The organism is Actinomadura gamaensis, assembly GCF_042652125.1.
GTDB lineage: Bacteria > Actinomycetota > Actinomycetes > Streptosporangiales > Streptosporangiaceae > Spirillospora > Spirillospora gamaensis.
On record NZ_JBHSIT010000002.1, the window covers coordinates 658,500 to 672,212 of the forward strand.

Sequence of the window (13,713 nt, forward strand, 5' to 3'; positions counted from 1 at the left end):
ATGCACGATTGTTCCGTGGAACTCCAGCAGATGCGTTACGTCGTCGCCGTCGCCGAGACGGGCAACTTCACCCGCGCCGCCGAGCAGTGCCTGGTCGTGCAGTCCGCGCTCAGCCACCAGATCGCCCGGCTCGAACGCGAGCTCGGGGCACGGCTGTTCGACCGGACCAGCCGACGCGTCCGGCTGACCCCGGCGGGGGAGGCGTTCCTGCCCGCCGCGCGGCAGTCCCTGGACGCGGCCGAACGCGCCCGGGCCGAGGTCGCCGCCGCGTCCGGCGAGATCCGCGGTCAGCTCGTCATCGGCGCGATCCCGACCGTCACGGCGATCGACCTGCCGGGCGTGCTGGAACGCTTCCACGCGCGGCATCCGCGCGTCCGGATCAGCCTGCGGTCGGGGGCGAGCGAGAAGCTGGTCGAGCGGGTGCGGCTCGGCACGCTGGACGTCGCGTTCCTGGGCATTCCGGTCAACCAGCGTCCGAAGGGCGTGCACGGCCGCGCGCTGGCGCGCGGCGAGCTGGTCGCCGTGACCGCGGCGGGCCATCCGCTCGCCGATCGCGAGCGGGTGAGCCTGCGCGACCTGTCGGACGAGCTGTTCGTCGACTTCCCGCCGGGATCGGCCGCGCGGGCGCAGACGGACGAGGCGTTCGCGGCGGCGGGCGTCCGGCGCGAGGTCGCGTTCGAGATCTCGACCGTGGACTTCATGATCCGGCTCATCCGGCAGGGGCTGGGCATCGGGCTGATGCCCGCGTCGTTCGTGTCCGAGCTCGCCGACGTGGCCGTCCTGCCGATCCGGGACGCGCCCTCGCGGATGGAGCACCTCGTCTGGAGCCGGTTCCCGCCGTCGCCCGCCACGGCGGCGTTCCTGGCGGAGCTGGGCATCGCACCCGCCGACGTACCCGCCGACGCGTCCGCCGAGGCGTCCGGGGCGGAGGATTAGGCGAGACGTTGGGCGATGCCCTGGAGGACGCACTCCAGGCCGATTTCGAAGTCGTCGTCCCGGACGGTACGGGTGACATCCGCACTCTGCGCCGCGTAGATCTTGTGGAGGCGCGGGTAGCCGCGCGTCGCCTCCTCGGCGGCGGGCAGCAGGCCCTCGGCCCATTCCTCGGGGGAGTGGCCGCTGCGCGCCAGCGTCCTCAGCGTCGCGGACTCGCTGGTCGCGACGCCGACGACGTAAGCGACCACGGTGTGCACGGCCTTCTCCGCCGCCGCGAGGTCAAGGCCGCCGTCCTCCAGGACGGTCAGCAGCGACTCCATCAGCCGCAGGACGTTCGGGCCGAGGTAGGCGAAACCCGTCTCACCCAGCACGGACACGGCCCACGGGTGACGCAGGAACGCCGCACGGAGGCCGCGCGCGCAACGCGCGACGGCCGCCTGCCAATCCTCCGAGCCACTTGAGCCGAGTGAGCCGTCCGAGTCGCCGGGCGGCGTGGGGAGTTCGATCTCGCCGTAGACCTCGTCCACGACCAGTTCGAGCAGCTCGTCCTTGTTCGCGACGTGCGTGTACATCGACGTGGCGCCCGCGTTCAGGCGGGTGCCGAGCCTGCGCATGCTCAGCGCGTCGAGGCCCTCGGCGTCCAGCAGTTCCAGCGCCGCGGCGACGATCTGCTCGCGGCTCAGCGCGGGCTGCTCCCGCCGGCGCGGGCGCGGGCGCGTCCACACCGACGGGATCGGCTGCCTCTCGGTCGGCATGCGGCGCTCCGTTCCCTCGCTCGACGTCTCCTCGCCCGGACGTCCGTCCGGACAGTGTACGGGTTGCGCACGCCGTACGCTGAACGTACGGTGTGCGGAATTCCGCACGGTGTGCGGACGAGGCTGCGACGAAGGGATCACGCATGTCGTTCGACATCGACCGCTGGCAAGCCAGGCTCGGCGAGCTGCGCGCCGAGCACCATGTGCCGGGCGCGACGCTGGCCGTGCTGACCGGCGGTTCCGTCCACGAGCTGGCCAGCGGGCTGCTGCACCGCGGGACGGGCGTCGAAGCGGCCCCCGGGCCGGTCTTCCTGGCCGGATCGCTCGCCAAGGTCTACACCGCGACGCTGGTCATGCAGCTCGCCGACGCAGACCTGATCGACCTGGACGAGCCCGTGACGAGCGTCCTCCCTGAGTTCGCCACGCCCGACCCGGACGCCACGAAGCGGATCACCTTCCGGCGGCTGCTGTCCCACACCGGCGGGATGACCAACGACTTCACCCACGACACCGGACGCGGCGACGACTGCCTGGCCAGGTACGTCGAGGCGTTGCGGCGGGTGCCGCTGGACTGCCCGCCGGGGACGGCGCTGTCCTATGGCAGCTCGGGGTACGTCGTGCTGGGCCGCGCCGTCGAGGTGCTGACCGGCCGGACCTGGGACCAGGCGTTGCGGGAGCGCGTGTTCGCGCCGCTCGGCCTCGAACGGTCGATGACGCTGCCCGAGGAGGCGCTGCGCTTCCGCACCGCGATGGGGCACCTGGGCGAACCGGGGACCGAACCCGTCCCGGCGCCGGTCTGGGACGTCATGCCGCGCTCGGCCGGTCCGTACGGGCGGGTCATCGTGTCGGCGGGTGATGTGGCGCGGTTCGCCCGGATGCATCTGGCGGGCGGTCTCGCCCCCGACGGAACGCGGGTGCTGTCGTCCGAGGCGGTCGCGGCCATGCGCGGACGCGTGGCCGACAGCCCGGACAAGTGGTCCATGTCGGCGGACGCGTGGGGGCTGGGCTGGGCCCTCTACGACTGGGACGGCGTCCCCGGTTTCGGCCATGACGGCAACGCCGCCACGCAGCAGTCGTACCTGCGGGTCGTCCCGGACGCCGAGGTCGCGGTGGTGCTGCTGACCAACGGCGGCGACTTCGCCCGCCTGTACGAGGATCTGTTCGCCGAACTGCTGGACGAGCTGGCGGGCGTGCGCATGCCGCCTCCGTTCGCGCCTCCGGCGAACCCGCCCGCGGTGGACCTGACGCCCTGGCTGGGCACCTACGCGCGCGAGGGCGTCGTGACGACCATCAGCCGGGGCGCGGGCCGGGCGCGCATCGCGTACGAGTTCGTCGGAGGCATGAGGGAGGTCGTCGAGTCGATGGGCGGGTTCTCGCCGCGCGTCGAGGGCGATCTGACGCCGGTCACCTCCACGGTGTTCGCGGCGAGCGGCCTCTTCGGGCACGACTACATGCCGGTGGTGTTCTCCCACCTCACCGACGGGACGCCGTGCGTGTACGTCAGCATGCGCGCCGCGCCCAAGGTCTCCTGAGGCCGCGCCGGATCAGATCTCCTTGATGAAGACGATGGCGTCGGTCTGGTCGATGGCGGACGGGTCGAGCGCGGCATAGGTGTAGTCCGCCGGCACTCGCGGAGCCGGCTTCTTGTCGAGGGCCTCGATCAGGCGCGCGGGGTCGATGACGGAACGGGCGTCCGGCAGGCTCGACAGGATGCCTTCGAGGGTGTCGGGGCCGGGGACGTCGGCGCCGCGTCCGCCGAAGCTGGTGGTGACGAACGCGTACCGGTCGCCCAGGTGGCAGGACACGATGGCGCCGGCGCTCCACCACTCGCTGCGCCGGCCGCCCATGCGCATGCTGCTGCGGTCGCGCTTGAGGTGGCTGTTGTGCGCGAACACCAGGGTGGGGCCACGCCGCTCCTCGCGCCGGACGATCGCGTCGAGGTTGTCCGCCATGATCGTGTCGCGCAGGGCCAGCATCGTGTCCATGCGGGTGGGCGCCGGACCGGCCATGCCGGCGTGGTAGCGCAGGAGCCCGGCGAGCGTGCGGGCGCGCAGCTCGGCGCGCCACCACTCGCCGGAGGACGTGGCGGCCGTCAGGAGCGGGACGTTCGCGGTGAGCAGCGCGCGCAGATCGTCGACGATCAGCCGCAGCTCCTCGGCCTCCGGTGTGCGGCCGACCGAGTGGGCGGGGTCCATCATGGCGGCCGGGTTGGTCCAGAGCTCGTCCTTGCCGAGCAGCTCGTCCAGGTCGGCGCGAGTCCACGGCAGGTCGAGGTGCGGGGCGAGGTAGTCGTGGAGGGCTGTCAGGGCGGGACGCGGGCTCGCGCCGTGGCTGATCTCCAACGGGCCGTCCATGCCGTAGAAGCGGAGCCGATCGTCCGCCGGACGGCCTTCGTTGTAGGTGCGCATCCAGGCGATGAGGTCGCGGTTGGCGGCGATCGTGCCCCACTCGTGGCTGAAGCCGCGGGCCATCGCCTCGTCCAGGGTGCCTGCGCCGCCGGTGACGTAGGCGTCGGCGACCAGGGCGGCCAGGCAGTCGATCTCCAGGGCGATCGAGCGGTAGCCCTCGTGCTCGACGAGGTGGCGGAACAGCTCGTTGCGCAGGTCGGGGAAGGCTTCGACGCGGTGCGTGGGCTCGCCCAGCCCGAGCAGGCGGAGGCCGGGCGGCAGGAGCGCGGTGAGGGACTCGCCGGTGAAGGGACGCGCGGCGTCCCGGATCGGTGCCGTCATGCCTTCAACGGTATCGTTGAACCTTCGGTGTAAACTTTTCCGCTTCGTGCAGCTCAGACGAGGGGTGAAGTCTCAAAATGAGGTTGCGGCCCGTCGATCTGGCGCGGGAGCACGGGCTGTCCACGCAGGCGGTGCGCAACTACGAGGAGGCGGGCATCCTGCCCGCTTCGGAGCGCTCGCCGCACGGCTACCGCGTCTACGGCCCGCGCCACGCGGCGGCGCTGCGGGCGTTCCTGGCGCTCGTCCCGGCGCACGGCCACGCGACGGCGACGGAGATCATGCGCGCGGTGAACGGCGGCGCGGTCGAGGAGGCGCTGCGGCTGATCGACGAGAGCCACGGGGAGCTGGCGGACGACCGGCACACGCTGGCCGCCGTCGAACGGGCCCTGCACGACCTGACCGCACCCGACTCCCCTTCGGCGGGAGGATCCGGGGCGTCCGCGAAGGGGACGTTCATCGGGCCGCTCGCGCGCAGGCTCGGCATCCGCCCGGCGACGCTGCGCAAGTGGGAGCGGGCGGGACTGGTCGTGCCCGCGCGCGACCCGCACACGGGCTACCGCGTTTACAGCGACGCCGACGTGCGCGACGTCCTGATGGCGCACCAGCTGCGGCGAGGCGGCCACGGGCTGGAGCAGATCGCGCAGGTGCTGGAGCACATGCGGACGGCGGGCGGCCCCGAGCCGCTCCGCGCGACGATGCGCGAGTGGCACGACCGCCTGACCGCGCGCGGCCGCGCGATGCTCGCCGCCGCCGCCGTCCTCGACGCCTACCTGACCTCCTGACCCGCGCGGCGTCCCCCTTCGGCGGCGGCCGGGGCGAGGACGTCCAAGGGGTCGGTCAGGACGCGGGAGAAGGCGAGCTCGGCCGCGCCGACCAGGGTGGCGTCGTCGCCCAGCGCGGAGACGGCGAGCCGGACGCGCTCGCGCGAGACGGCCAGGACGTTGGCCGCGACGCGGGCGGAGACCTGCGCGGACGCGGCGGGGTACAGCTCGCGCAGCATCCCGCCGAAGATCACGACGCCCGGGTTGAACAGGTTGATCAGGTTGGCCACGCCCACGCCGAGCCAGTCGCCCGCGCGCCGCACGGCGCGGCGCGCCGCGGGATCGCCGCGCGCGGCCGCGGTCACGACCGCGCGGACGCCCTCGCGTCCGGCCGGGCCGCGCCGTCCGGCGGCCTCCAGCAGCGCGGCCTCGCCGACCTCGGCCTCCAGGCAGCCGCGCGAGCCGCAGTTGCAGGGCCGCCCGCCGTGCGGGTTCACGACCATGTGCCCGGCCTCGGCGCCGTAGCCGCCGTCGCCGTCCAGCAGCCGGCCGCCGACGATGACGCCACCGCCGATCCCGACGTCACCGTGCAGGTAGACGACGTTGCGATGGCCGGCGCCCGCGCCGCGCACGTGCTCGGCGAGCGCGCCCAGATGCGCCTCGTTGCCGACCGGCACCGGCGCGGACAGGCCCAGCCGCCGGCCGAGTTCCACACCGAACGCCTGGTCGGCCCAGCCCATGTTCGGCGCGAGCCGCACCATGCCGTCGCGCGGGCGGATCATGCCGCAGAACGCCGCGCCCGCGCCGACCCGGACGGTGCCGGGCGGCGCGGCGGCGTCCAGCTCGCGGGCGAACCCGGCCAGGACGGTGACGACGTCGTCCAGGTCGGGGTACTTGCGGCGGCGGACGGTCCACCGGCGGTCCAGGACGACGCCGCCGAGGCCGACCCGCGCCGCCGCCAGCCAGTCCACCCCGACGTCGAAGGCGAGCACGTGCGCCCGGTCGGCCGCCGGGCTGACCAGCAGGGACGGTCTTCCGGCGCGTCCGGTGCCGCGGGTCGGCTCCTCGACGACCAGGCCCCCCGCGGCGAGCTCCCGGGTCAGCGCCATGATCGTGCTGCGGTTCAGGCCGAGCCGGGCGGCGAGCGCCGCGCGCGACACCGGGCCGGACAGGTGCACCTCGCGCAGCACCGCGCCGAGATGGCGCCTGCGGAGCGCCTCCTGAGGGGTTCCACCGCTCATCCGCGCGCCGTCCGGCTCGTCATCAGGGGGCGTCCTCCCGCCGGTTCCGGGATTCGGTCGAGCGCCGGGACGGCGGTTCGCGCCGTGCCCCGCACCGTCAATGGTGCCACATGACGAGTTCTCCGCCGAGAACGGCGGTATCTTCCTCCACCCGGTCGCGCGGCGGACGATTCGAGCAGTTCTCTCGCGCTAAGTCGGCGGCGAAACAAGGCGCCGTTCCCGTCGAGTGGAGAATGGATGACGCTCGGTAGGCGGAGGCGTCACATCCGGTCCGTCCGAGGCTCGCTGCGGTCGGTGACCGGCCCGCGCACTCGACGGTTAACTTAGGTTAAATTCCGCCAATTCAGGGGTGACCGGGGATTGCGGGCGGCGGTTGCTCCTGCGATGCTGGACGAGCGACCGGGTGATGCGGACGGGATGTTCTGCGAATTTTTCCGTCGCGGGTCACCGGCATTTCCGTTGGATTCTCGAATCATCAGGAGGGCCGTTGGACGCCACCGTGCACGAACTCGCGGAGGACCATTTCACCCCGCGGGACGTTCCCGACTTCGGGCTGCCGGAGGCCGTCTACGGGCAGGCCCTGGACAACCTGGTGCAGGCGAACGTGGACGTGATCGTCCACACCGGCGGCGACCGGATCCTCCTCGGCTACCGCAAGGACCTGCCCTTGCGGGACATGTTCTGGGTGTTCGGCGGCCGGATGAAGGTGGGGGAGACGATCGCCGACGCCGGGGCCCGCGCGGTGCGCCGCGAACTCGGCCTCGCCGCCGAACGCGACCGGCTGCGGTTCGCGAACGTCTACAACGTGATGTGGGGGCGGCGCAGCGCGCCGCCGGAGACCAACGGGTTCCAGACCCTGCTCACCCTCATGACCTACGAGTGCACCGCCGAAGAGGCCGAGGCCGTCACCGCCGCCGACGACACCCACCAGTCGGTGCGCTGGTACCCGGTCGCGGAAATCCGGGAACTCCACACTTCCGGATCGGCGCTGATCCATCCTTTCCTACCCACCGTCCTGAAGAACGCCGGACTTTACTGACCGGACCCGTACTTCTGGAGTGCAGCGTGAACTGTCGTTCCTGCCATGCCGCCGACCCGACCGAAGTACTCGATCTCGGAAACCAGTATCTGAGCGATTTCCGGGAGGACGCGAGCCGTCCGCCCCAATGGCCGCTGACGCTGATGCTGTGCCGTTCGTGCGGGCTGCTGCAACTGCGCGACACCACGCCCCGCGAACTGATGTACCACGACCGGTACGGATTCCGGTCGGGGGTCAACGAGGCGATCCGCGCCGACCTGCGCTCGCTCGTGGAGCACGCCCTGGCGGCCCGTCCGGACGCGCGGCGGTGGCTGGACATCGCCTGCAACGACGGGACGCTGCTGTCGTTCGTCCCCAAGGAGATCCACCGTGTCGGCGTCGATCCGGTGGCGACGTTCGAGCCGGAGTCGCGGCGGCACGCCGACCGGATAGTGGTGGACTTCTTCGACCCGCGCTGGTTCACCGGCGACGGCCCAGGCGACGGCCCAGGCGACGGCCCAGGCGACGGCCCGGGGGAGGGCCCGGGCCACGACCCGGACGGCGGGCCGTTCGACGTCGTCACGTGCAGCTCGATGTTCTACGACCTGGACGACCCGAACGGTTTCGTCGCGGGCGTCTCGCAAGTGCTCGCACCGGACGGCGTGTGGGCGATCCAGCAGAACTACGCGCTGACCATGCTGGAGCTCGGCGCGGTCGACAACGTGTGCCACGAGCACATCACCTACTGGTCGCTGGCCGCGCTGGAGCACCTGCTGGACCGGCACGGCCTGGAGGTCAACGACGTCCTGCTGACGGACGTGAACGGCGGCTCGTTCCGGACGCTGGTGTCGCGGCGCGGGACGCGGCCGGTCGAGCCGTCGGTCGCCGTCCAGCGGGAGCGGGAGGCGCGGGCGCGGCTGGACGACCCGGAGACCTGGCGCCGGTTCGCCGAGCGCGTGCGGACCGCGTTCGACGACCTGCACCGGCTCATCGACGAGATCAACGCGTCCGGGCAGCGCTGCTACCTCTACGGCGCGAGCACGCGCGGCGGGACGATCCTTCAGGGGGCCGGGCTGACCGTCCGGGACCTGCCGTTCGCGGTGGAGCGGCAGGCCGCCAAGATCGGCCGCACCATCGCGTCGGTCGGCGTGCCGATCATCTCCGAGGAGCGGGCGCGCGCCGACCGCCCGGAGTACATGCTGGTCGCGCCGTGGTTCTTCCGGGAGGTGTTCATCGAGCGGGAGCGGGAGTACCTGCGCGGCGGCGGCAAGCTGATCTTCCCGCTGCCCGACCTGGAGATCGTGAGCGGCTGAGGCCGGGCGGGAGGACCTGTCCCCGCCGGCGCGCAGCACCGGGGAGTTCGGACCGAGGAGTCGCAGTGCCACGTGCGTTGATCACGGGGATCACCGGCCAGGACGGCCGGTACCTCGCCGAGTTCCTCGCCGCGAAGGGCTACGAGGTGTTCGGCCTGGTCCGGGGGCAGAACAACCCCCGGGCCCGGCCCGTGCTGGAGGCCGTCCCGTCGGTCCGGCTGCTCAGCGGCGACCTGCGGGACCTGCCGAGCCTGGTCGGGGCGCTGGACGCCGCCCGTCCCGACGAGGTGTACAACCTGGCCGCGATCAGCTTCGTCGGGATGTCCTGGCGGCAGGCGGAGCTGACCAGCGAGATCACCGGGCTGGGCGTGCTGCGGATGCTGGAGGCGCTGCGCATCCACACCCGCGACGACCTCGCGCGGGTGCGGTTCTACCAGGCATCCAGCTCGGAGATGTTCGGCAAGGTCCGCGAGGTGCCGCAGAACGAGACGACGCCGTTCCATCCCCGCTCGCCGTACGGGGTGGCGAAGACGTTCGGGCACTACATCACCGTGAACTACCGCGAGTCCTACGGCGCGTACGCGTGCTCGGGCATCCTGTTCAACCACGAGAGCCCGCGCCGCGGCCACGAGTTCGTGACCCGCAAGGTCACGCGGGGCGCGGCGCGCATCGCGCTCGGCCTCCAGGACACCATCGCGCTCGGCAACGTCGACGCGCGCCGCGACTGGGGCTTCGCGGGCGACTACGTCGAGGCGATGTGGCTGATGCTCCAGCAGGACGAGCCGCACGACTACGTGATCGCGACGGGGGAGACGCACACCGTCCGCGACCTGCTCGACATCGCCTTCCGGCGCGTCGGCATCGACGACTGGGAGCCGCACGTCCGGCGGGAGCCGCGGCTGATCCGCCCGGCCGAGGTGGACCTGCTGGTCGGCGACTCCACGCTCGCGCGCGAACGGCTCGGCTGGAAACCGCGCGGCGGCTTCCCCGACCTGATCGAGATGATGGTCGACGCCGACCTGGCCGACCTGACCCGCCCGGCCCACGACCCCGCCGGGACGGACCGCCCGGCGGACCTGGAGGACCCACGATGGACGCGGTGACCGTCCCCACCACCACGCTGACCGGCGGCGTCGAGATGCCGCGCCTCGGCCTCGGCACCTGGACGATGTCCGACGCGGACGCCGCGTCCGCCGTCCCGCAGGCCGCGCGGCTCGGCTACCGCATGATCGACACCGCCGCGCTGTACCGGAACGAGACGGGGGTGGGGGAGGGGATCCGCCGTTCGGACGTCCCGCGCGAGGAGTTCTTCGTCATCTCCAAGCTGCGCGGTCGCGACCACGGCTACGACGCGGCGCTCAAGGCGTTCGACGGCACCCTCGCCCGGCTCGGCCTGGACTACCTCGATCTCTACCTCATCCACTGGCCGATGCCCCGGCGCGGCCTGTACGTCGAGACCTGGCGCGCCTTCGACCGCCTCCGCGCGGACGGACGCGTCCGGGCCATCGGCGTCTCCAACTTCACGCCCGCGCACATCGACCGCATCACCGCCGAGGTGGGGACGCCGCCCGCGGTGAACCAGATCCAGCTCAACCCGAGGATCGGGCAGCGCGCGTCCCGCGCCTACGCCGAGGACCATGGGATCGCCGTGCAGTCGTGGCAGCCGTTGAACATCGACGGCGGGCTGCTGGACGAGCCGGTGGTGCGCGACCTCGCCGTCCGGCACGGGCGGACGCCCGCCCAGATCGTCCTGCGCTGGCACCTGGAACTCGGTCTCGTCCCGCTGCCGAAGTCGCTGAAACCCGAACGCCTGGCCTCCAACATCGACGTGTTCGGCTTCCGCCTCGCCCCGGAGGAGGTCGAGGCGCTCTCCGGGCTGGACGGCACGGCCGAACCGGACGACCCGGAGACGACGGAGATCGACTGATCGCGTTCTAAGCTTCGACCGTGGCAGCGACGCAAGGCACGGAACTGGCCGTCGAGCAGGAAACGGCCCTCGAAGTCCGTCCGGATACCGGACCCGCCCTGCGCGGCACGCCTCCCGCCCGCGCCGCCGGCGAACTCGCCAGCCTCATGCGCGCGGGCGGGATGGACGAGCCGGCGCTGCGCGCCACCGGCGTGTGGCTGGTGTCGGGACGGCGCTCGTCCGCGCACACCCAGGCCGCCTACCTGCGGGACGTCGGCTGGTGGGTGTGGTGGTGCACGGCGCGCGCGGCGAAGGCGCAGGACCCCACACCCCGCGACGCCGACCTGTACGTGGCCGATCTGGTCGCCTCGGGCTTGTCCCGCGCCACCGTGAACCGGCGCGTGGCGGCCGTGTCGTCCTGGTACCGGTACCTCGTGCGAGAGGGCTGTGTGGCGGCCAACCCGTTCGAGGGCGCGGAGCGTCCGCGCATGGACACCCGCCACTCGCGCACGCGCGGCCTGACCAAGCAGCAGGTCGCCGACGTCCTCGCCCACGCCGCCGAGCACGAGTCGGCGCGCACGTACGCCCTGCTCTGGCTGATGTTCGCCACCGCCGGACGCATCGGCTCACTGCTGTCCGCGCGCGTCGAAGACCTCAGCGAGGACAGCGGCCACCGCGTGCTGGACGTGACGGTCAAGGGCGGGCAGAGCAAGCGCTTCGCGCTGCCGCCGCCCGCCGTCGCCGCGCTGGACCGCTACCTCGCCGAACGCGGCCGTCCCGGCTCGGGCCCGATCTTCGTCACCCGGACGGGCCGCCCGCTCGTCCAGTCGTACGTGTGGAAGCTGGTCAACCGGATCGCGACCGAGTGCGGCGTCCCGTTCACGATCAGCCCGCACTCCTTCCGCCACTCGGCGATCACGATCGCCCTCGGCGAGGGCCGCCCTTTGCACGTCGTCCAGGACTTCGCGGGCCACGCCGACCCCCGCACCACCCGCCGCTACGACCGCGACCGCGACGCCCTGGACCGCTCCCCGGCCTACCAACTGGCGGCCCTGGTAGCCCCCTCCACCCGCCCCGGCTAACGCGCCTCAGCCGCGCTTGATGATCTCGGCGACGGCGGCGAAATCCTCCCGCGTCACGCCCAGGCACGGCCCCTCGGGATCTTTACTGTCCCGCACGCCCACGCCGGTCATGAAGTCCGCAACTTCGATGCAAGCACCGCCGTTCTCACCGCTGTAGCTGCTCTTCCGCCACACGGGCATGTCGGTCTTCATAGCGCCTCGATCTCTTCTGCATCAGTACTACTGAGCAGTACTCCTGCCGCGCGGAGCGGCAAGGTCGCCGGAGTTGCGCCGCCTGTGGTGCTGGAGGCAATGGTCCGCAGTGACGTCGCCTCAGCCGCGCTTGATGACCTCGGTGACGGCGGCGAAATCTGCCCGCGTCACGCCCAGGCACGGCCCCTCGGGATCTTTACTGTCCCGCACGCCGACAACGGTGGCGAGGTCGGCGAGTTCGATGCAGTCCCCGCCGTTCTCGCCGCTGTAGCTGCTCTTCCGCCACTTCGAGGCTTGCGGCTTCATGCTAGTTCTTCACGCGCCTTTCTGATGGCCTCGACCGACATGGCTTCTGGGAGAGCCTTCGCCTGAAGATGCCTCAGTGCCTCTGACAAGCCACTGAGGTCTTCGCGGAGCTCGGTCGTAATGCCGCGGACCGCAGTTTCCAAATATGCTACCTCGGACCGGTCTGGCATGGTCGCGACCACGAACGCCCCTCCGGTCCCCGCCGGACGGCCGCCTACGGTCGTGACCTGAATGGACACGTTAGGGCGCTCCGCCATGGCCACCAGGTGATCGAGCTGGTCGCACATGACCTCCCGCGTCCCTACGGAGTAGGTGAGAACGGCCGGGCTGAGGAGGGCGACGAGCGAGGCGGGGGCGGGCTCCTCCCGGGTCAGGACCTGCTGGCGGCCGAGGCGCTTCGCGACCGCCTCCTCCGTCGCGAGGAACTCACGCGCGTACGCCTCCGTCTGAAGGAGCCCCGGAAGGATCGTGGGCTGCCACGTGATCAGTGACGCGGCCTCGGACTCCACGACCTCCCAGTCGGCGAACCATGCGGGGATGGCGCTGCCACCCCCGCAGTAGAGGTTGTCCCAGAGTTCGAGGAGGGCGCCGTCCGCGTGGCAGAGTTCGTCCACGATGGCGGCGAACTCTCGTTTGCACGCTTTCTTCCCCGTTTCGATCTGCGAGACGAACGAGGTGGTGACGTGCGTATGTGCGGCTATGGTGTCTTGGACGATATTCGCCCGGATTCGGTACCGTTTCATCTGCGAGCCGAAGGCCTTGTAGGGCTCTCTGCTGGCGGCTGACCTGCTGCGCTGTCCTCGCGGGGCCATCATCACTCGCCTTCGCCGGATGAACCACAGCCCGCCCGGGATTTGTAGTAATTAACAAATCGAGCGGGTTAATGGTCAGTCTAGCCAATCGAGCGCTATCACCGTGAGTACACGGACGAAAACGCGCGACGAAAGGAGGGCGACCGGTGACTGCCCAGATCCCGCCGTCCAGCCCGGCCCCGCAATGGAAGATCGAACGTTCGGACGAAAGGGGGCTGAAGGACGCGCGGCGGATCCTGGGCGACGTCCTGGGGGTGCTGGGGATCAGCGACCCGGATCTCGTCCATCTGGCGAAGACGATCATGAGTGAGTTGGTCGCGAACGCGCTGGAGCACACGCGGACCGCGTGCGTGCCCGTTCGGGTGCTCGTGGAGGAGGACGGTCGTCCGGTGATCGAGGTCGAGGACGAGAGCGACGCGCGTCCGACGCTCCGGCCGATCGTCGAGGTCGAGGACGGTGTGCTTCCCGAGCATTTCGACTCCGGACGCGGCCTGGCGATGGTCGAGATCATGGCCGCGTACTGGGGTTACTCGTTCCTGGCGCGGGGCGGCAAGGTGGTCTGGGCCGCACTGCCCATCGTGCTGGACGCCACGGCGACGCGCGCGTCTCCCTCGGTCACCTCGGTTCCCCGCGTCATTTCAGGTCGGCGTTGGTGAAGACGG

15 protein-coding genes are annotated in these 13,713 nt (G+C 71.7%); 9 read left to right on the forward strand and 6 right to left on the reverse strand.

All coding sequences use genetic code 11. The features are described 5' to 3' along the window. Positions 1-15 precede the first annotated feature (15 nt). A complete protein-coding gene (locus ACFPCY_RS08875) occupies positions 16-936 on the forward strand; it encodes a LysR family transcriptional regulator (RefSeq protein ID WP_378253179.1) in 921 nt (306 codons plus the stop codon). On the opposite strand, the gene ACFPCY_RS08880 is transcribed toward ACFPCY_RS08875, so the two are convergent. Then, positions 933-1,691, reverse strand: coding sequence for a TetR/AcrR family transcriptional regulator (locus tag ACFPCY_RS08880; RefSeq protein ID WP_378253181.1), 759 nt, complete (start codon positions 1,689-1,691; stop codon positions 933-935). The genes ACFPCY_RS08875 and ACFPCY_RS08880 overlap by 4 nt on opposite strands. 143 nt (positions 1,692-1,834) lie before the next feature. Here ACFPCY_RS08880 and ACFPCY_RS08885 point away from each other — a divergent pair, with 143 nt between their 5' ends. Then, a complete protein-coding gene (locus ACFPCY_RS08885; RefSeq protein ID WP_378253183.1) occupies positions 1,835-3,223 on the forward strand; it encodes a serine hydrolase domain-containing protein in 1,389 nt (462 codons plus the stop codon). Positions 3,224-3,235: 12 nt separating this feature from the next. On the opposite strand, the gene ACFPCY_RS08890 is transcribed toward ACFPCY_RS08885, so the two are convergent. Further along, the gene (locus tag ACFPCY_RS08890) at positions 3,236-4,420 is read right to left on the reverse strand and encodes an erythromycin esterase family protein (RefSeq protein WP_378253185.1); all 1,185 of its coding nucleotides are present in this window, start codon (positions 4,418-4,420) and stop codon (positions 3,236-3,238) included. 77 nt (positions 4,421-4,497) lie between these two features. Between ACFPCY_RS08890 and ACFPCY_RS08895 the strand changes: the two genes are divergently transcribed. Beyond that, entirely contained in the window at positions 4,498-5,202 is a 705-nt protein-coding gene (locus tag ACFPCY_RS08895) for a TioE family transcriptional regulator (protein WP_378253187.1), read from the forward strand. Here ACFPCY_RS08895 and ACFPCY_RS08900 read toward each other — a convergent pair. Next, on the reverse strand, positions 5,187-6,422 hold the full coding sequence (locus tag ACFPCY_RS08900; protein ID WP_378253189.1) for an ROK family transcriptional regulator: 1,236 nt from the start codon (positions 6,420-6,422) through the stop codon (positions 5,187-5,189). The two genes, ACFPCY_RS08895 and ACFPCY_RS08900, sit on opposite strands and share 16 nt — an antisense overlap. A 487-nt stretch (positions 6,423-6,909) precedes the next feature. On the opposite strand from ACFPCY_RS08900, the gene ACFPCY_RS08905 reads away from it, so the two are divergent. The 5 genes from ACFPCY_RS08905 (at position 6,910) to ACFPCY_RS08925 (ending at position 11,741) form a co-directional block, all read left to right on the forward strand. Further along, positions 6,910-7,461 carry an NUDIX domain-containing protein gene (locus tag ACFPCY_RS08905; RefSeq protein ID WP_378253191.1) on the forward strand — a complete coding sequence of 184 codons (552 nt, stop codon included), beginning with the start codon at positions 6,910-6,912 and terminating at the stop codon, positions 7,459-7,461. A gap of 26 nt (positions 7,462-7,487) precedes the next feature. Next, positions 7,488-8,753 carry a class I SAM-dependent methyltransferase gene (locus ACFPCY_RS08910; protein ID WP_378253194.1) on the forward strand — a complete coding sequence of 422 codons (1,266 nt, stop codon included), beginning with the start codon at positions 7,488-7,490 and terminating at the stop codon, positions 8,751-8,753. A gap of 65 nt (positions 8,754-8,818) precedes the next feature. Further along, positions 8,819-9,856 carry a GDP-mannose 4,6-dehydratase gene (locus tag ACFPCY_RS08915; protein WP_378253196.1) on the forward strand — a complete coding sequence of 346 codons (1,038 nt, stop codon included), beginning with the start codon at positions 8,819-8,821 and terminating at the stop codon, positions 9,854-9,856. Then, complete coding sequence (locus ACFPCY_RS08920; protein ID WP_378253198.1) at positions 9,844-10,680, forward strand: aldo/keto reductase; 837 nt, start codon at positions 9,844-9,846, stop codon at positions 10,678-10,680. The genes ACFPCY_RS08915 and ACFPCY_RS08920 overlap by 13 nt, the downstream gene beginning before the upstream one ends. A gap of 20 nt (positions 10,681-10,700) precedes the next feature. Further along, positions 10,701-11,741 carry a tyrosine-type recombinase/integrase gene (locus ACFPCY_RS08925; protein ID WP_378253200.1) on the forward strand — a complete coding sequence of 347 codons (1,041 nt, stop codon included), beginning with the start codon at positions 10,701-10,703 and terminating at the stop codon, positions 11,739-11,741. Between the two features lie 6 nt (positions 11,742-11,747). Here ACFPCY_RS08925 and ACFPCY_RS08930 read toward each other — a convergent pair whose 3' ends face one another. The 3 genes from ACFPCY_RS08930 to ACFPCY_RS08940 all read right to left on the reverse strand — a co-directional run bounded on the left by ACFPCY_RS08930 (position 11,748) and on the right by ACFPCY_RS08940 (position 13,054). Continuing rightward, entirely contained in the window at positions 11,748-11,933 is a 186-nt protein-coding gene (locus ACFPCY_RS08930) for a DUF397 domain-containing protein (protein WP_378253202.1), read from the reverse strand. 120 nt (positions 11,934-12,053) lie between these two features. Continuing rightward, positions 12,054-12,239, reverse strand: coding sequence for a DUF397 domain-containing protein (locus ACFPCY_RS08935; protein WP_378253204.1), 186 nt, complete (start codon positions 12,237-12,239; stop codon positions 12,054-12,056). Next, positions 12,236-13,054, reverse strand: a complete 819-nt coding sequence (locus ACFPCY_RS08940; RefSeq protein ID WP_378253206.1) for a helix-turn-helix domain-containing protein — start codon at positions 13,052-13,054, stop codon at positions 12,236-12,238. Before ACFPCY_RS08940 ends, ACFPCY_RS08935 begins: the two co-directional genes overlap by 4 nt. A 143-nt stretch (positions 13,055-13,197) precedes the next feature. On the opposite strand from ACFPCY_RS08940, the gene ACFPCY_RS08945 reads away from it, so the two are divergent. Beyond that, on the forward strand, positions 13,198-13,707 hold the full coding sequence (locus ACFPCY_RS08945) for an ATP-binding protein (RefSeq protein ID WP_378253208.1): 510 nt from the start codon (positions 13,198-13,200) through the stop codon (positions 13,705-13,707). Positions 13,708-13,713: the final 6 nt, after the last annotated feature.